The sequence below is a fragment of the Hyphomonas sp. BRH_c22 genome (assembly GCF_000961795.1).
In the GTDB taxonomy this organism is placed as follows: domain Bacteria; phylum Pseudomonadota; class Alphaproteobacteria; order Caulobacterales; family Hyphomonadaceae; genus Hyphomonas.
In genome coordinates, this window is the sequence record NZ_LADU01000013.1 from 1 (window position 1) to 16,473 (window position 16,473).

21 protein-coding genes, 2 tRNA genes, 2 rRNA genes and 1 pseudogene are annotated in these 16,473 nt (G+C 60.8%); 7 read left to right on the top strand and 19 right to left on the bottom strand.

Features of this window, described 5'->3' with window-relative positions; translation table 11 throughout:
• From VR74_RS20375 to VR74_RS02090, 10 genes and pseudogenes are all read right to left on the bottom strand, one after another.
• Positions 1-149: pseudogene (locus VR74_RS20375) on the bottom strand (acetyl-CoA C-acetyltransferase); the annotation flags it as partial.
• Between the two features lie 238 nt (positions 150-387).
• The gene (locus VR74_RS02050) at positions 388-864 is read right to left on the bottom strand and encodes a GNAT family N-acetyltransferase (RefSeq protein ID WP_045693978.1); all 477 of its coding nucleotides are present in this window, start codon (positions 862-864) and stop codon (positions 388-390) included.
• 72 nt (positions 865-936) lie between these two features.
• A complete protein-coding gene (locus tag VR74_RS20380) occupies positions 937-1,716 on the bottom strand; it encodes a nucleotide-binding protein (RefSeq protein ID WP_299949363.1) in 780 nt (259 codons plus the stop codon).
• A gap of 9 nt (positions 1,717-1,725) precedes the next feature.
• Positions 1,726-3,258 carry an acyl-CoA carboxylase subunit beta gene (locus VR74_RS02060; protein ID WP_045693980.1) on the bottom strand — a complete coding sequence of 511 codons (1,533 nt, stop codon included), beginning with the start codon at positions 3,256-3,258 and terminating at the stop codon, positions 1,726-1,728.
• Positions 3,259-3,421: 163 nt separating this feature from the next.
• Positions 3,422-3,943 (bottom strand): hypothetical protein, encoded by a 522-nt coding sequence (locus VR74_RS02065; RefSeq protein WP_045693981.1) that lies wholly within the window; start codon positions 3,941-3,943, stop codon positions 3,422-3,424.
• A gap of 103 nt (positions 3,944-4,046) precedes the next feature.
• A complete protein-coding gene (locus VR74_RS02070) occupies positions 4,047-4,763 on the bottom strand; it encodes an ATP12 family protein (protein ID WP_045693983.1) in 717 nt (238 codons plus the stop codon).
• A 44-nt stretch (positions 4,764-4,807) separates the two neighbouring features.
• Positions 4,808-5,299: a hypothetical protein gene (locus tag VR74_RS02075; protein WP_045693984.1), complete on the bottom strand. Its 492-nt coding sequence runs from the start codon at positions 5,297-5,299 to the stop codon at positions 4,808-4,810.
• 21 nt (positions 5,300-5,320) lie between these two features.
• Positions 5,321-6,001: an HAD-IA family hydrolase gene (locus tag VR74_RS02080; RefSeq protein ID WP_045693986.1), complete on the bottom strand. Its 681-nt coding sequence runs from the start codon at positions 5,999-6,001 to the stop codon at positions 5,321-5,323.
• On the bottom strand, positions 6,001-7,041 hold the full coding sequence (locus tag VR74_RS02085; protein WP_045693988.1) for an RluA family pseudouridine synthase: 1,041 nt from the start codon (positions 7,039-7,041) through the stop codon (positions 6,001-6,003). Before VR74_RS02085 ends, VR74_RS02080 begins: the two co-directional genes overlap by 1 nt.
• Positions 7,038-7,421, bottom strand: coding sequence for a CrcB family protein (locus VR74_RS02090; RefSeq protein ID WP_045693990.1), 384 nt, complete (start codon positions 7,419-7,421; stop codon positions 7,038-7,040). Before VR74_RS02090 ends, VR74_RS02085 begins: the two co-directional genes overlap by 4 nt.
• Positions 7,422-7,516: 95 nt before the next feature.
• Here VR74_RS02090 and VR74_RS02095 point away from each other — a divergent pair.
• A tRNA-Gly gene (locus VR74_RS02095) sits at positions 7,517-7,590 on the top strand.
• Between the two features lie 8 nt (positions 7,591-7,598).
• Here the strand turns inward: VR74_RS02095 and VR74_RS02100 are convergent.
• Genes VR74_RS02100 through VR74_RS02110 form a run of 3 tightly spaced genes read right to left on the bottom strand, consistent with a single transcriptional unit; the run spans position 7,599 to position 8,995 of the window.
• Positions 7,599-8,255: a hypothetical protein gene (locus VR74_RS02100; protein ID WP_045693991.1), complete on the bottom strand. Its 657-nt coding sequence runs from the start codon at positions 8,253-8,255 to the stop codon at positions 7,599-7,601.
• 29 nt (positions 8,256-8,284) lie between these two features.
• The gene (locus VR74_RS02105; protein ID WP_045693993.1) at positions 8,285-8,683 is read right to left on the bottom strand and encodes a hypothetical protein; all 399 of its coding nucleotides are present in this window, start codon (positions 8,681-8,683) and stop codon (positions 8,285-8,287) included.
• Between the two features lie 6 nt (positions 8,684-8,689).
• Entirely contained in the window at positions 8,690-8,995 is a 306-nt protein-coding gene (locus tag VR74_RS02110) for a hypothetical protein (protein ID WP_299949365.1), read from the bottom strand.
• Between the two features lie 166 nt (positions 8,996-9,161).
• On the opposite strand from VR74_RS02110, the gene VR74_RS20385 reads away from it, so the two are divergent.
• Complete coding sequence (locus tag VR74_RS20385) at positions 9,162-9,299, top strand: hypothetical protein (RefSeq protein ID WP_299949367.1); 138 nt, start codon at positions 9,162-9,164, stop codon at positions 9,297-9,299.
• Positions 9,300-9,308: 9 nt separating this feature from the next.
• On the opposite strand, the gene VR74_RS02115 is transcribed toward VR74_RS20385, so the two are convergent.
• Complete coding sequence (locus tag VR74_RS02115) at positions 9,309-10,103, bottom strand: response regulator (protein WP_045693997.1); 795 nt, start codon at positions 10,101-10,103, stop codon at positions 9,309-9,311.
• A gap of 183 nt (positions 10,104-10,286) precedes the next feature.
• Between VR74_RS02115 and VR74_RS02120 the strand changes: the two genes are divergently transcribed.
• The 3 genes from VR74_RS02120 to VR74_RS20390 are packed head-to-tail and all read left to right on the top strand — an operon-like array spanning position 10,287 to position 12,785.
• On the top strand, positions 10,287-10,475 hold the full coding sequence (locus VR74_RS02120; protein ID WP_045693998.1) for a NepR family anti-sigma factor: 189 nt from the start codon (positions 10,287-10,289) through the stop codon (positions 10,473-10,475).
• 8 nt (positions 10,476-10,483) lie between these two features.
• Positions 10,484-11,086, top strand: coding sequence for a sigma-70 family RNA polymerase sigma factor (locus tag VR74_RS02125; RefSeq protein ID WP_045694000.1), 603 nt, complete (start codon positions 10,484-10,486; stop codon positions 11,084-11,086).
• A 37-nt stretch (positions 11,087-11,123) separates the two neighbouring features.
• The gene (locus VR74_RS20390; protein WP_299949368.1) at positions 11,124-12,785 is read left to right on the top strand and encodes a sensor histidine kinase; all 1,662 of its coding nucleotides are present in this window, start codon (positions 11,124-11,126) and stop codon (positions 12,783-12,785) included.
• Here VR74_RS20390 and VR74_RS02135 read toward each other — a convergent pair.
• Together VR74_RS02135 and VR74_RS02140 are read right to left on the bottom strand one after the other, a co-directional pair.
• Entirely contained in the window at positions 12,776-13,561 is a 786-nt protein-coding gene (locus VR74_RS02135; RefSeq protein ID WP_299949370.1) for a metallophosphoesterase, read from the bottom strand. The genes VR74_RS20390 and VR74_RS02135 overlap by 10 nt on opposite strands.
• The gene (locus VR74_RS02140; RefSeq protein ID WP_045694002.1) at positions 13,561-14,493 is read right to left on the bottom strand and encodes a diacylglycerol kinase family protein; all 933 of its coding nucleotides are present in this window, start codon (positions 14,491-14,493) and stop codon (positions 13,561-13,563) included. The genes VR74_RS02135 and VR74_RS02140 overlap by 1 nt, the downstream gene beginning before the upstream one ends.
• A 127-nt stretch (positions 14,494-14,620) precedes the next feature.
• On the opposite strand from VR74_RS02140, the gene VR74_RS02145 reads away from it, so the two are divergent.
• Together VR74_RS02145 and VR74_RS20395 are read left to right on the top strand one after the other, a co-directional pair.
• Positions 14,621-14,794: a DUF1328 domain-containing protein gene (locus VR74_RS02145; protein WP_045694004.1), complete on the top strand. Its 174-nt coding sequence runs from the start codon at positions 14,621-14,623 to the stop codon at positions 14,792-14,794.
• Positions 14,795-15,062: 268 nt separating this feature from the next.
• A complete protein-coding gene (locus VR74_RS20395; protein ID WP_299949372.1) occupies positions 15,063-15,215 on the top strand; it encodes an entericidin A/B family lipoprotein in 153 nt (50 codons plus the stop codon).
• A gap of 115 nt (positions 15,216-15,330) precedes the next feature.
• Here VR74_RS20395 and VR74_RS02150 read toward each other — a convergent pair.
• The 3 genes from VR74_RS02150 to VR74_RS02160 form a co-directional block, all read right to left on the bottom strand.
• Positions 15,331-15,407 (bottom strand) — tRNA-Met (locus VR74_RS02150).
• Between the two features lie 182 nt (positions 15,408-15,589).
• Positions 15,590-15,704 (bottom strand): 5S ribosomal RNA (gene rrf, locus VR74_RS02155).
• Positions 15,705-15,806: 102 nt separating this feature from the next.
• A 23S ribosomal RNA gene (locus VR74_RS02160) occupies positions 15,807-16,473 on the bottom strand; the annotation flags it as partial.

Genomic DNA, 16,473 nt, shown 5'->3' on the forward strand with positions numbered 1-16,473 from the left:
TCCTCGATGACGGACGGGTCAATCCCGGCGCGGGCGACGACGGCGTCGAGCGCGCGGGCGCCAAGGTCGTTCGCGTGGATGTCCGAGAGGCGGCCATTGCGGCGGCCCCCGGCGGTGCGCACGGCGGCGCAGATATAGGCTTCGGCCATGGGGTTTTCCTTCCTGTGTGCCGGTCTGGCGGCGGGTTTGTGTGGTGATGGGAGGACTGTAGGCGGGTTTCCCTAGGGGTGAGCAAGGGGGGTGTTGGAGGGCAGCGGAGCCAGTCCTGCAAGCCCGATTTTCAGTCAGGTCCGCTTCCCCTGCGAAGGCAGGGGCCCAGAAGCGCACGTGCCGCACTTGGCGGACTGGGCCCCAGCGTGCGCTGGGGAAGCGGCCACTGTGGACTGCTCAGCCGAACCGCTTTTCCAGCAGGAGTGTTGTGAGGCCGCTGTTCCATTCCTCATCCGGATAGCGGCCGGTTTCGATATAGCCGCGCGCCGCGTAGAAGGCCCGGCTGCGCGTGTTGAACGTGTCGGTTTCGAGCCGGGCGGCGGGGAAACCGGCGCGGGCGATTTCGGCTTCGGCGAGGTACATCAGCGCTGTGCCCGCGCCGCTGCGCGCATGGGCGGAATGGACGTGAAGCGCGTGGACGAAATCATCCTGCCAGTCGACGAGGCCGACAACGACGCCCGCGCGGGTCGCCACATGAAAGAGATGGCCGCGTTCGGCGACATAGGCGGCGGGGCGGTTGCCTTGCTGGTAGGCGGCGACGGCGGCGGGCGTGATCTGCGGGCGCCAGGTGGACTCGAACGTGTCGTGCAGGATGGCGATGAGGGCGGCGCTGTCGTCGGAGAGCGAGGGACGGATGTGGAGCGCGCTGATCATAGCACTGATGGTGCGGGAACCGGGTGGGGTGGACAACAGGAATATGGTGGGTATCGCTCCGCTCAACCCATCCTACGCGTTGATGAGACCTGCTTTCATCAACTCCGATTCAAGCTTGTTGGTCACATCTTCGAAGATCGTATTGTGAATTGGCCTAAGGCCAATGATGTCGGAGGGTGGTTCCACGCCTTCATCCAAGATTACGGACACACGTTGCCGGGTTAGCAAAGCGAAGAAGTAGCCGATTTCCAAAATAACATTCTGCCGGGCGCGCGGCAGCAACTCATCAGCTGACTTGCCACCCAAATCATCTGCCGTCAGCATACAGATGGCGTACGACACATCGGCATTTTGTTCAATCATCTCGATCAGGGTGACAGACGAACCAGGTTGTTCGGATAAAATGATCGGCTCCAGTGCCTTTTCGATCAGCCAAGAGCGAATTTTCTGCAATAGGATGTTGTCATGCCCATGAACCAAGAAAACTTTCCGGTCAGATCCTTCGGAAACTCGCTTTAGACCAGACAGTAGATTCTGGCCTGCCCTCATGGGGTATTCGATACCAATCTCGTGCTGCAGACCTACCGCGTAGACATGCATTGCATTTACGATCTCTTGGCCCGCAGAGCTAGACGGATAGGCGCCAAACTTCTCGTCGAATATCTGGTCTATGAAACGCAACTCCTCGTCGGCTCGCTCAGAATCTCCGAAAATTTTCAATACAGTGTTCTTGAAGTACTGCACGTCAGGGCGCGCATACACCTTGGGACTTATCCGCCCCTTCAACTCATTTTTGCGGCTCTCTAAATGCCGCACGAGAGCCTCAATATGCAGCCTGGCTTTCGGTTCCACATCAGCTCCCTAAAGCGGAATATTATCGTGTTTCTTCCACGGGTTTTCCAGCTGCTTGGTGCGCAGGGTGCGGAGGGATTTGGCGATGCGGCGGCGGGTGGAGTGGGGCATGATGATGTCGTCGATATAGCCCTTGCGGGCGGCGACGTAAGGATTGGCGAAATTGTCTTCGTATTCCTTGGTGCGCGCGGCGATCTTTTCGGGGTCGCCGAGTTCCTTGCGGTAGATGATCTCGACCGCGCCCTTGGCGCCCATCACGGCGATCTCGGCCGTCGGCCAGGCATAGTTCACATCGCCGCGCAGGTGTTTGGAACTCATCACGTCATAGGCGCCGCCATAGGCCTTCCGTGTAATGACGGTGACCTTGGGAACGGTGGCCTCGGCATAGGCGAAGAGGAGTTTCGCGCCATGCTTGATGAGGCCGCCATATTCCTGCTTGGTGCCCGGCATGAAGCCCGGCACGTCAACGAAGGTGACCACGGGAATGTTGAAACAGTCGCAGAAGCGCACGAAGCGGGCCGCCTTGCGGGAGGCGTCGATGTCGAGCACGCCGGCGAGCGTCATCGGCTGGTTGGCGACGAAGCCGACGGTGGAGCCCTCGATGCGGCCGAAGCCGCAGATGATGTTGGCGCCGAAATTGGGGCTGATCTCGAAGAAGTCGCCTTCGTCGGCGACCTTTGTGATCAGTTCCTTCATGTCATAGGGCGTGTTCGGGTTTGGCGGGATCAGCGTGTCGAGGCTGCTCTCCACACGGTCGACCGTGTCGTGCACGGGGCGGATCGGCGCCTCTTCGCGGTTTGACAGGGGCAGGAAGTCGACCAGGCGGCGCATCTGGGTGAGCGCCTCGATATCGTTCTCGAAGGCGCCGTCGACCACGCCTGACTTGTTGGCATGCACCGACGCGCCGCCGAGGGATTCGTGGGTGACTTCCTCATTGGTGACGGTTTTCACCACGTCAGGCCCGGTGACGTACATGTAGGACGTGTCCTTCACCATGAAGATGAAGTCTGTCAGGGCGGGGGAATAGACGTCGCCGCCCGCGCAGGGGCCCATGATGACGGAGATTTGCGGGATGACGCCGGAAGAGAGGACGTTTTCCATGAAAATGTCGGCATAGCCGGCGAGCGAATCAACGCCCTCCTGGATGCGCGCGCCGCCCGCATCGAAGATGCCGATGACCGGCGCGCCGTTCTGGACGGCCATTTTCTGGACCTTCACGATCTTGGCGGCATGGGCCTTGGACAGGGAGCCGCCGAAGACGGTAAAGTCCTTCGAGAAGACATAGACGAGGCGGCCATTGATGGTGCCCTGGCCGGTAACAACGCCGTCGCCGGGTATTTTTTGCTCGGCCATGCCGAAATCGGCGCACTGATGTTCCACGAACATGTCGAATTCCTCGAAACTGTTCTCATCAAGGAGAACAGCCACGCGCTCGCGGGCGGACAGTTTGCCCTTTTCGTGCTGCTTCTCGATCCGGGCGGCGCCGCCACCCTGACGGGCTGCTTCGCGGCGTGCTTCCAGAGCGTCAATAACATCCTGCATGAGGGGCCTCTCCCTGCCATAAATCTGTTGCGCAGACTGATAAACGGCGTGGCTGGCTTGGCAAGTGCGGCAATCGATGACGGCGCGTCAGCACGGGGCCGGGCGCCGGGCAGGAAAAAGGCCCCGATCGCGGGACCGGGGCCTTGTTCCGGCCGGGGGAGACCTAGTAGCCGCGCCGCCCGCCAGCATGCTGATAGCCGCGCCTGCCTGGGGCCGGAAGGTCGTGAATGTCGACGACATGGCCGCGCCGGACGGTGCAGGTCACGTCGCTTTCACGCTCGCGGCGGCGGCCTTCGAACTCGACATCGTCCAGCATGACCCGGAAGCCAAAGGGACCGATCTGGCGCACACGGCGGTCATCGTCGAAATCCACCTCGCGATAGCCGATGCGATAAGCCTGTTTCGCCACTTCGCGGCGGCAGGCCTGCACGGCATCCCGGCGCAGGCCGCGCACTTCACGCTGGGACTGGCCCCACTGGTTGACGCGGTAGTCACGGTGGTCATTGCGGCCATAGCGGTCATCACGGCCATGCCGGTCATTCTGGCCGACCTGGACCACGAGGGACGTGTTGGCGCCGAGTTTCTGCTCGAGTTGAACATTCGCCCCGCGAACCGGGTCTGCGGCAGCAGGGGCAGCGAAGAGTGCCGGTACAGCAAACGCTGCAGCAGCCACTCGGAAGGTCATGATACGCTTTATCATGGGTGCAGGAAAACACGGGGCGATGGAACCGGGTGTGAAGCCCGCATTCATCCTGCGTTCGGCCACGGATTGCCTGCCGGAGGGCGGATCAGCCCAGTGCGCGGAACCAGACGCCGAGCGCCTTTGCCTCCAGCCGGCGCGCTTCCGTGGCGGCCTTGGCCTCGTCATCCTCGCCCCATTGATCGGCCTGCCAGGCCTCGTCGATGCGCGAGACTTCGAACGCGTCCTCGGCATTCATCGCGTCCTGTTCGACGGCAAGCGCGAGCAGCGCGGAGCCGAACAGGCCCGCAGCATAGAGCAGGCCTGTCAGCCGGAAGGCATCGAGGCCGAGCGCATGCTGGCGGGCCGCCTCAAGCGAGGCATCAGGCTGCGGCGAGGCGATGATGCCGATGACGGGCACGAGATGGACGCCGAGCGTGTCGCCCGCCCAGTCGCGCACTGGCGACCAATGGGAATCCTCGGCCTCGGCAAGTTCGTCAGGCGTTTCGGCGATGTGGCAGATGAGGTCTGTCTCGCAATAGCGGGCAAGCTCGTCAGCCATATCGTCCCGCGCGTCTTCGACCCGGTCGATGGCCACATTGGCAAGGCGTGTCAGGTGCATGGCCGCAAGGTCGATATATTCTTCCTGCGCGTTCCATTCGGCGGCGATTGCCTTGGCGAGGCGCTCGGCCGGGAGCGTCAGCGCGGCGCGCGCCGGCGTCTTGATGCTGCGCCCGTCCAGCACGACGGTCCAGCCGCCCTCGATCTTCTCGATGGCGGCCTGTTTGTAGAAGCGTTTCGGATTGTCAGAGGATGGTTTGGTCATGCCGCAGGCTTTAGGCCTGCTGGCGCGTTGTTCCAAGGGGGATTTCAGGCTTTTGGCTGTACCGGGTCATCCCGGGGCGACACGATATCGGGTGCCGTCAGGCGAAGCACGTCCTTGACCATGCGCGAGCGGGGTTCGAGAAGCACCAGTGTCTGGCCGTAGACAACGGTGCGGAATTGCTCGTCCTTGAGGCTGGTTTCCACGACGACGCGGAAATTCGTGCCGAGATCGGGAATATAGTCCGGAAGGCGTTCACCGCGCACGATGTCGCGCTCAACGGGCGATTTGTACAGGCAGATTTTCTGGGCAGCGAGGCCAACATCGCAACGCAAACCATTCGTCAGCTCGAAATTGCGGTCAAAAGCGTCATAGTCGGCCTGAATGAAATGATCGATGGGCTGGACGCCCGCAGCTCCCGGAAGCGTCATCATGACCGAGAGGAAGGCACTGAGAGTCAGCGCGGCGGCACCAACGATGCCGGCTTCGAGTTTCCAGGACCCGCGTGATCTTGCCGTGGTCAATGCACTATCAGCCATGTTTACTAACGTGGAGCGTGCTTACTGGTTCCCGATGGCCTGGCCGAATGCGAGGAGACTGTCCTTCAGGGTGGCGTAAGTGTGGTGGACTTCGTGCGCGCCGACTTCTTCCAGTTCCTGTGCCGTGCCGAAGCCCCAGCTGACGCCCAGCGTGCGAACACCTGCGGCATTGCCCATGTTGATATCGTGAATGGCGTCGCCGATCATCAGGCTCTGATGCGGCGCAGCGCCGAGCGCCCCCATCGCCTGCTCCACCATGAACGGATGGGGCTTTCCCGGGCCGTCATCGGCGCACCAGATTGTATCAAAATAGGATTCGAGGGGGTGCATCTCGAAGATGGCTCGGATGCCGCGATGCGATTTTCCCGTCGCCATGGCGATCAGCCAGTTATCCTCGCGCAGGCGCTGCAGGGTTTCCATCGCGCCGTCATAGAGCGGCTCGAAGAAGCCGGGCTCGGTGCGGCGCAGGATGAAGGCATCACGATAGGCGCAGACAAGATCTTCCAGCTTCGCGTCCGAAATCGTGTCCGGCGCGAGAATGCGGCAGCCATCGTGCAGGCTGAGGCCGACAATCCTGCGGGTCTGGTCGTGGCTTGGCGGGGCGAGGTCGCAGGCCTCGAAGGCACGCGTCATCGCGGTCAGGATGACGTCCCGGCTGTCCACAATGGTGCCGTCCATGTCCCAGATTGCCAGTTTCAGCATCAGACGAAGGGCGCCAGCGGGTTCTTGCCTGCTTCCTGTTCCAGGAAGCCAAGCGTTTCGAATGTCTCTTTCATGTGCGCGGGCAGCGGCGCGACAATACTGATCGGCTTGCCATGTTCGCGCGGGATGATGAGGGCGCGAGCGTGCAGGTGCAAGCCGGAGGCGAGGCCGTTGGGCACTTCGCGGCGGCTCTTGTATTTGAAGTCGCCGAGGATGGATGTGTCCATTTCCAGCATGTGGAAACGCAGCTGGTGCATGCGGCCTGTGAGCGGCTTGAGCGCGACCCAGGCGGCCTTCTGGCCCGCCGTGGAAATCACGGCATAATCCGTGATCGAATGCTTTGCGCCTTCGACGCCCTGCGCGGTGCGGATCATCCGCTCGCGGTCGGCATCGCGGCGCTTGACGTTGGGGTCCACCGGGCGCCAGCCGCTCTCTTCGCGGTCATCAGGCACGCCCTTGACCATCCAGCAGCGGATCTGGCCGAAAGGCGGGTTGGGCACGCCGACGGTGACAGCCCAATAGACCTTGTCCATTTCGCGGCCCCGGAAAAGTTCGCCGAGGCGCGCGGCGGCAGCCGGGTATTTCGCGACCAGCAGGACGCCGGACGTATCCTTGTCCAGCCGGTGGACGAGAACCGGGCGGTGTTCACCTTCGGAGAGGGCAGGCAGCATGCCGTCAATATGGCGCCCCTGCCCCGACCCGCCCTGCACGGCGAGGCCGGCGGGCTTGTTGAAGGCGATCATCTCGTCGTCTTCGTAGATGATCAGTTCTCTCAGGAATTCGCGGTCTTTCTGCGATGCGTTTGCGGCCGGATCGCGCTGGCGCGGGGCCTCGCCATCAAGGATGGGCAGGCGCACGGCCATGCCCGCCTCGAGGCGCATATTGGCCTTGGCGCGGCCGCCATCGACACGGATCTGCCCTGTGCGCAGCCATTTTTCGACCTGGCCCTGCGTGACCGGGACGCGGCGCTTGATCCAGCGGTCGAGGCGCGTGCCTTCCTCCATGGTGGTGACGGTTTCGGTAATGATCTGGCCGCTCATGCGAGCACCTTCCGTGTAATATAGAGTGCCACCATCAGCGCGAGCACGGACACGATGACCGACACGAGCGCATAGCTGAGCGCGCGCATGTAAGCGCCGGTTTCCATCATGATCACGACTTCACGCGAAAAGGCGGAGAATGTGGTGAAGCCGCCGAGCAGGCCGGTTCCGAGGAACATAAGCCATGCGCCCTGCGACGGGCCCTGGCGATGCATCAGCCAGGCCAGCAGGACGCCCATAAGCGCGCTGCCGATGATATTGACGATCAGGGTGGCGCCCGCCGCGCCGCCCAGAGGCAGGCGCACCGAGGCCAATCCGACGCTGTGCCGGAGCATGGCGCCGAGCGCGCCGCCTGCTGCTACGAGTAAAAATCCGTTCATGCCGGGCCTTCTACGCCGACATGCCGCAAATCGCCAGCGGCAATGGCAACAGGCCTTGCGCGAGCCGGTTTTCACGGTCAAATGGCGGGATGCGCGCGGGTGTAGCTCAATGGCAGAGCAGCAGCTTCCCAAGCTGAATACGAGGGTTCGATTCCCTTCACCCGCTCCAGCGGCCCGTTACGGCAGGCGGGAGATCAGCACGGCCACCATCGTGGCGTAGATCACCATCAGCGACAGGGTCTTGGCGGCAGCGCTGATAATGTAGGGCCTGAGGTCTTCCCACGAGGAATGGCGGGCAATATCGGCAACGGATTTGGCGATTTCCTTGTGCAGGTCGTCGCGATTGTGACCGGCCAGGCTGATGAGCAGATTGTGTGAGCGCGATTGCGGCAGCGCCTGGGCTTCGGCAAGGACTTCCTCGAAGACCAGCGCAGCGACGGTTTCGCGCAGGGCCCGAAGCGGGTGCCAGCCATTGCGAACCAGCGTGCTGATCACGAACCGGGCGGTAGGGTAGATCACCCAGGCGTCGCGGATCAGGAAGGTCACCAGCGCCACACCGACCGAAATGGAGACAGCCTTGTCGCTGAGGCCATGGGCCCGCCAGACGATCCAGAGTGTCGCCAGGATTGCCGCCTTCACGCCTGTCGCGACGGCAAAATGCAGGAAGCTCTTCTTCAGGAACTTGTGGGCCTCGCGCCGGATACGGATACGTGCTTCCTGGGCTGCCGCCTCGATCGCCTTGTGCTTGCGACTGGTAACCTCACCAGCGAGGAGCTTGCGCGCAAGCGCGGCACCCGCCGTAAGGGCGGAAACAATCAGTATGGCAGGGTGCATGACTCTCCTGTCGGGGCAGCTCAACTGTTTCAGAGCAAGCCTACCATGAAACGCTGGGCCTGGCGCGCGACACCTGCAGGATCACGGGCGAAAGAATAGCCCGCCACCAAGGCGAGCGCCGCCACGGTCAGCGGGCGCTTTTCGATGATCGACTGGATGGCATTGAAAGGCAGGTCTGCAAGCGCATCGGCGGCCGCGTCCTCCATATTGTCCACTTCATCGGACGAAGATGTCTGCGGCTGGAGAAACAGATAGAGGCAGATGCAGGCGACCGACAAGAGAAGCGCGGCCACGGTGAATGCGGCCCCGATCATGCCCATGACGCTCGCAAGGGCGAGTGTCGCAGCCACTGCAAGCGCGAATACGCCGCCGAGACCAAACAGGATCCCGGCGACTGCCGCGAAGAGACGAAGTTTCGTCGTGTCCATGGAAGCTTAGTTCCGGCGCAGCATCGCGAGAACGAGACCCGCTCCGAAAGCAATACCAATGGCTGTGAGCGGATTTTCACGAATGCGGCTTTCGACGGCATCCTTGGCTTCGTCAATCTCGCTTCCGGCCTTTCGGGCCAGTTCAGCACCCTTCTCGACGCCTTGCTGGGCACGTACGGATGCCAGGGCGCGCATGTCCTTCACGACTTCGCGCAGGTCATTCCGCAGGGCGGTAAGGTCGCCCTTCAGTGCGTCCACGTCTTCATTGATCTCTGATTTCAGGGCGGTGCCGGTAGAGGTCTTGGTGTTCATTCTGAGCTCCTTGTTGCTGTTTGCTGAGCGCTCCATCAACGGCCCGGTGAGCGCTATGTTCCATACTGACGAAAAGGAATGTGCGGAAAATACGCGAAACTCCTTAGCCCGCCTTCCGGAACCTTGAGGGCCCCCTGCGCGTCAGTAACCACAAGGAGACCATAAAATGGAACACGAAGAGAAAACCATCGCCAAGGAAGACGCCCGACAGGGACAGCGCATTCTCGGCATGCCCAGCACACTCGTCGCAAGCCTTGCGCTCGCGCTCGTCGGCATGGCGATCCTGCTGGCGATCTTTCGCTAGCGCCTGACCTCAGGCCGTGACATTGGGCGATTTGGCGGGATTGAAGAACAAGGCCTGCCCGATCGCTGCTTTCACCGTGTTCTCCTGGAATGGCTTCGGAATGAGGAAGGTCGGCTCTGGCCGCTCGCCCGTCAGGAGGCGTTCCGGAAACGCCGTGATAAAGATGATCGGCACATTCATGACGGCCAGAATGTCATGCGCTGCATCAATGCCCGACGATCCGTCAGCCAGTTGAATGTCACACAGGATCAATCCCGGAGGATTGGCCTTGGCCATGTCGACGGCTTCCGAGCGCGTTGTCGCGTTGCCGGTCACTTCATGCCCGAGATCCTGAACCAGGTGTTCCAGATCTGCGGCGATAATCGGCTCGTCCTCGATGATGAGGACTTTTGTCTTGAGATCGCGCTCGATATCCCTGTGCGCTGCGGCAACCAGATCGGCGTGCTCATCTTCCGAAATGCCGAGAATATAGGCAGCCTCCTTCACGGAGAACCCCTCAAGGGCCGTCAGGAGGAAGGCCTGGCGCTGGATCGGCGCCAATGCCTGCAACCGGTCATCGGCGGGACTGGTGCGGGATTCGGCACCGGCTTCGAGCCGGGCACCGGTTCCACCCCAGATGACATGGAAAAAGCGGTAGAGCGCCGTGCGCGCGTCGCCATCGCGGTCAATCTGGTCCGGATCTTCAACAAGCGCAGCCAGAGACGCCCGGATATAGGCGTCGCCACTGTCCTGACTCCCTGTCAGGGCGCGCGCGTAGCGGCGTAGTAGCGGCAGATGGGGAGCAAAATCTTTTACCAAATCCATAGGAACCCTCTCACGGTAAGCTTAGTTCCAAACACGCGGCATGCAAAAAGGTTGCACGCGCTGCCAAATTATTCTCGAATGAACGGAACCAAACCCGGCCTTTGCTGTTGTTACGCAGTGTGAATTAGACAGCATGAATTATACGGCAGGCACAATCCCTTGATCGAATCCAGAGTCCCGCAAATGAAAAAGAAGCCATCAAGTCAGCAGAAGACCGACGCTGACCTGAAGCGGCGTGGCGCGAAGATCGGCGACCAGCTTCGCCGTCTTTACGATGACGTTGCCCAGGAGGACATTCCTGACGAGTTTCTGAAACTGCTGGAAGAGGCCGACAAGAAGCAATCGTCGAAGCCTTCCGCATCGGACACGTGAGCGCACACATGACCGATGAGCAGGACAAGATAGATAGTGCCACCTTCAAACGCGAGTTGACGTTGCTCATTCCGCACCTGCGTGCTTTTGCCCGCAGCCTGTGCCGGGACGCGTCACTGGCAGATGACCTTGCACAGGATGCAATGCTGAAGGCATGGAACGCACGCGAAAGCTTCCACCCCGGCACCAACATGAAGGCCTGGGCGTTCACCATTCTGCGCAACGCCTTCTACTCGGAAAAGCGCCGCAGCTGGCGCCGCCAGCCGCTGGACCCGGAAGTTGCCGAAGCGACCCTGGTGTCGAGCAGCAATCCTACGGATGGCCTCGAATTGCTTGCCCTGCGCAACGCGCTCGCGAAGCTGCCGGTCGACCAGAAGGAAGCGCTGATTCTCGTTGGCGCTGGCGGCATGTCCTACGAAGAAGCCGCCGAAGTGTGTAATTGTGCCGTCGGCACGATCAAGAGCCGTGTATCACGGGCCCGCAAGGCCGTGATCGAGATACTTGAGACAAACGAGACCGGCTATAATACGGACCCGAAAATGTCCGCCGGCCAGGCGTTTGATGACATCATGAAGCAGGCGGACGAGATAGCCGGTGCCTCATCAGTCTGAGCCCGAAACGGATCAGCCGCAATCCAGAACGGGATCGTTGCGCAAGCGGCTGGTGATGACGCTGGCCGTGGCCCTGACACCGATCCTCGTGCTGTCCGTCATTTCCGCCTATCTCGATGCCAGCAAGGGTCTCGACTCGCGCCGGGCAAACCTGCTGCTTCTCGCCGACGCCTCGCTGGATGCCATTGAGCGGTCTATCGACGAATCCGCCCTGCTGCTGACCCTTCACAAGGATGATCTTGTCAGTCGACGCTGCAAAGGCGTTTACAAAAAACTGGCGGAAGTCGTCGTGCCGCTGTCAAATGTGGCACGGTTTGACACGGAGGGCGTGGCGATCTGCTCCGCCACATCGGATGCGGGCTGGACGCTGCCGAACCCCGCCATTAATGAACGCCTCAAACGCGGCGAACAATTAATCCGCACAGATACTTATTACAGCGAGCGTACCCATGAATGGCTGTTTGCGATATTGCTGCGTCTGGACGATTCCGACGAGGCGTTCGCAGGTTCAGCCGGCCTGGAACTGCGCGCCGACCAACTGGCATTGCTATCGCGCGGCGTCGATCTTGCTGAAGGCGTGGAAATAGCACTTCTCGACGATCGCGGCGAAGCATTTGGCAGTGCGCGGTTCGCGAAAGTCGATTCCGACTGGATAAAGCAGGTGGAAAAGTCTCAGTCCGCAGAGCTTTTCGTCCTGACCAACAAGGGCGGCCCGTCACTCGACGTTGTCATCAAGCCCGTCGGAACCGGCAACGTATTTGCTGCGATTTCCCGAAAATCTCCGGGCTTCTGGAGCGAGTTCACCTTGCGTCCGATTACGTCGATTGGCCTGCCACTGATCGCCTTCAGCATTGCCTTGCTTGCCGTCTGGCTTGCAATCGACTCGCTCGTATTACGCTGGCTGTCCCGGCTGACGCGCACCGTGCGTGTCTATGGTGCCGGGCGTTACCAGTTCAAGGCGGGGCAGACTTTCGACAAGGCCCCCAAGGAGATCGCCCGGCTGGCCCGCGCAATGGATGTCATGGCCAAGGATATCGGCGAACGGGATCAGGACCTCAAACTCGCCATTGCCAGCCGCGACGCGGCAGTGCGGGAAATCCACCATCGCGTGAAGAACAACCTGCAGATCGTCACCAGCTTCCTCAACCTCCAGGGACGCCAGCTGCAGGATCCGAAGGCCAAAGCGGCAATTTCCGCCGCGCGCCACCGGATCGACGCGCTCGCGATTGTTCACCAGACGCTCTACCAGAACGAACGCCTGGAGCAGGTCCAGATGAAACCGTTCCTGACCGGTCTGGTCATGCACCTGTCCGAGGCGCTCGGAATGGAAGATCTCGGGGTCAGGGTCACGCAGTCCTACGCCGATGTCATGCGCCCGGCTGACGATGCGATTCCGATGGCCCTCTTCGTCGTGGAAGCTATCACGAATGCAATGAAATACGCCTTCGACAAGACGGGCGGCGAAGTGCACATTTCGCTGGCCGTGGACGAAGAGGAAATCACGCTGAAGATTGCTGACAATGGACGCGGCTACGATGCCGCCACCCTTTCCGGACAGTCCGATGGCAGCGGATTGGGCTCCAAACTGATGAAGGCGTTTGCGCGTCAACTGTCAGCTGAACTCACGATCGACACACAGGAAGGCAAAGGCTGCCGCCTGACACTGGTGATCCCGGAAGCGTACGCGGATCAGAGCTGACGGCAGGGCTCGGTCGCAGACCATGTCCCCAGGAGGCGCAGCTGGAATTGTCCTCCATCAAAATTGTGCGTGTTGACTGTCATCGTATCGCCTGAAATGTCGAGACTGTTGAATGCAGCCGGTGCGCTGCGCAGGCGGGTTGAAAGCGTTCCGGCCGTGATCGCCAGATAGGAGCCTGTCGCTTCCGTGATCAGTTCGGCGTGCGGGGTGTGGACGTGTCCTGTCAGCAGGACCGAAACACGGCTTGCCGCGAGTATCTCGCTGGCCGCGGCGCCGCGGCGCGTGCGGGTCCTGAGCGGCGCATCCCTGGGTGACCGGAACGGATGATGGCAGGCGAGCATGCGGATCGTATCGTCGCCGGCGTGTTCGTCGAGAATATCTTCAAGGTGCGCGAGGCGAACGGACCCCTCTGCCCAGTTCGACCTGACCTGCCAGCCGCGCGCCGTATTCAGGCCGTCAATGCGGATGTCACCGACGCATTGCGGTGTCGAATGCTCTTCAAAATAGCCGTGATGGCGCTGGAACGGGCTGCTTGCCCGCGAGACCAGGTTAAGGAGCGGTGTGTCATGGTTTCCGGGTACAATCAGCGTCGGCCGGTTCAGGGCGTCTATCCATGTGCGGGCTGCCTCGAATTCGTCGTGCCGGCCGCGCTGGGTCATGTCACCGCTGACCACGATCACGTCGGGCTGAAGGTCCGCAATTTGCGCGGCCGCCGCATCCATGGCGCGCGGATCTTCTGCCCCGAAATGCAGGTCGGCCAGCTGGACGATCCGCATCAGGCCCTCCTGGCGCGCAGCACATTGGCCGCATGGCGCTTCAGGCTGATGACCGTGCCGCTTGGCATGATGACAGATTCTCCGTCAATGGTTGCCGGGAATTCGCGGCCTTCAATATCCGTGATCAGAACGTTGCGCGTTTCATCCATGTCGATCGAGTCCGCGTCGCGCCAGCCATTCATCAGGGCATCAAAGGCGATTGCCATCCAGTCATAAGTGGAGCGCGGCTCGATCGCCGCAACTTCCAGTCTGGGCACATCGCCGTCGCCAACCACGACCGCTGCAGCCACGGCATCGAATGTCTGGTTCCCGGAGGCATGGTGCGATTCAAGTCGCAGGCGCCTCTCAAGGCTCATGGCATCGGACTGCACGGCCACTTCGGCCGCTTTCAGCAAGCGTCCATGCCGGACCTCCTCCCGGGATTCCGCCAGAATTGTCACCTGCCCCATCATCGCCGCGACAAAGAACTGGTGCTCGGCCACGCATCCGGCTGCAAACGGCTCCGACACGGGCGACTGCATTGCGGATGCCACGATCTTCTTCCAGTCGGTTTCACCATAGTGAAGCCGTTTGTGGACAAGGTTCATTGTTCCACCGGGCAGCGCAAGTACGGGAGGACCGGAAGGGCCGCTGGCCGACAGCGCGCAGGCAATCGATCCATCGCCGCCCCAGACGATCAGGGCGTCAGGTCTGGAATCCAGAGCTGTCCTGACAGCAGGCACAATATCGGCACCGGCCGCCGGCAGGATCTCCGCCGTCAAACCCAGCCTGCCGAGTTCTTCCAGCAAGGCATCCTCGGCATTGCCGGGGGTTGAGCCGGATTCTGCGTTGATCAGCGCGCACAGTTTCAATGTCGGACCTTTCATCATGCCCAGCCGCAAACAGCCGGAATGGCGCGCGCCCGTCATCTCGCGAGAGGCACGCGCGCGCATGTTCTGATTATATAACGCGGCTGTCCAGACGATGGTTCCCTGAACAATTTCGGGAACTGATTCATCATCACCCGAGTTGATTTCCTAACGGCGCAGCAAGCCGGAAACAGTTACAAGGAGACATATCATGCTCGGTTGGGCACTCGCATTTTTCATCTTTGCCGTTATCGCCGCCGCCCTTGGTTTTGGCGGAATCGCCGGCGCCTCGGCAGGGATCGCACAAATCCTGTTCTTCGTATTCCTCGCACTCCTGGTGCTGACATTCGTCGCCCGGGCCGTTCGCGGAAAGAACGTGGTCTGACATCAAGGCCTAACACAACAGAACAAGGGCGCTGGAATATCCGGCGCCCTTGTCTCGTTTCAGCCATCAAGGTCCGCACCGGACACGCTGATGACCTGCCCGATCCACAGCGTCAGAAACCCTGCCCCTGCCCGAGAATCACAGGCCTGGGACGGTTCTTGAACTACCGCATTCACCCGGAAAATAAATTGCTTTGCCAGGCTCTGAACGCGGGAACCGTGTCATTCGGCGTGCGTTGGTCTGAAGGTTAACTTCAAGGAGACTAAGAATGAAAAACGTAATTAAAGCCGCTGGAACCATTGGTGCTGCTGCCATGGTCCTGTTCCTCACAGCCTGCAACACGGTCGAAGGCGCTGGCCAGGACATCGAAGCAGTGGGTGAAGAGATTGAAGAAACGGCTGACGAAAGCAAGCCTGACTAGGTCCGGCCATCTGGCCCGGAAGAGAAGCGCGCTGGCCCTGCCGGCGCGCTTCTTTTTGCCCTGAATTGCAGGCACAAAAAAACCCGTCTCACGTGTGAGACGGGTTTTCTGTGTTTGGGTGCGGGAACAGGATTTGAACCTGTGACCTTCAGGTTATGAGCCTGACGAGCTACCGGACTGCTCCATCCCGCGTCAACTGTAACAGCATTTAAGAGACCTGGCCCTGAAATGCAAATCCGGCCCGCCATTCCAGGCTGAGCCGGACAACACCCGCGCCGGACCGGAGGCCGTCACGGTAGGCCATCGCGAGATGGCCCTTCGAAGTAAAGGAAAGATGTTGTCTGCAAGAGGCATTATTTTACTGATTTCTGCGGACCCGGCAGCGACTTACTCTCCCACGCCTTAAGACGTAGTACCATCAGCGCAAGGGGGCTTAACGACCGAGTTCGAGATGGGATCGGGTGGGGACCCCCTGCCATAACCACCGGGTCGGCGGAAATCAGCAAGGTATAATGCAATATGAAACCAAAATGTCTTTTCGAGGCCCATGTATGAGCGAAAGCGATGCGCTTTCAACTACACACGAGTTTCACGATCAAGCCTATCGAGCAATTAGTACTGGTTAGCTCCACGCATTGCTGCGCTTCCACACCCAGCCTATCGACGTGCTGGTCTTGCACGGCTCTCAGGGAGACCTAGTTTTGAGGTTAGTTTCCCGCTTAGATGCTTTCAGCGGTTATCTAGTCCACACATAGCTACCCTGCAATGCGGCTGGCGCCACAACAGGTCCACCAGAGGTGTGTTCATCCCGGTCCTCTCGTACTAGGGACAAATCCTCTCAAGTCTCCAACACCCACGGCAGATAGGGACCAAACTGTCTCGCGACGTTCTGAACCCAGCTCACGTACCACTTTAATTGGCGAACAGCCAAACCCTTGGGACCTGCTCCAGCCCCAGGATGTGATGAGCCGACATCGAGGTGCCAAACGATGCCGTCGATATGGACTCTTGGGCATCATCAGCCTGTTATCCCCGGAGTACCTTTTATCCGTTGAGCGATGGCCCTTCCACTCGGGACCACCGGATCACTATGACCGTCTTTCGACTCTGCTCGATCCGTCGATCTCACAGTCAGGCAGGCTTATGCCATTGCACTCAACGAGCGATGTCCGACCGCTCTGAGCCTACCATTGCGCGCCTCCGTTACACTTTGGGAGGCGACCGCCCCAGTCAAACTACCCGCCACACAGGGTCCCGG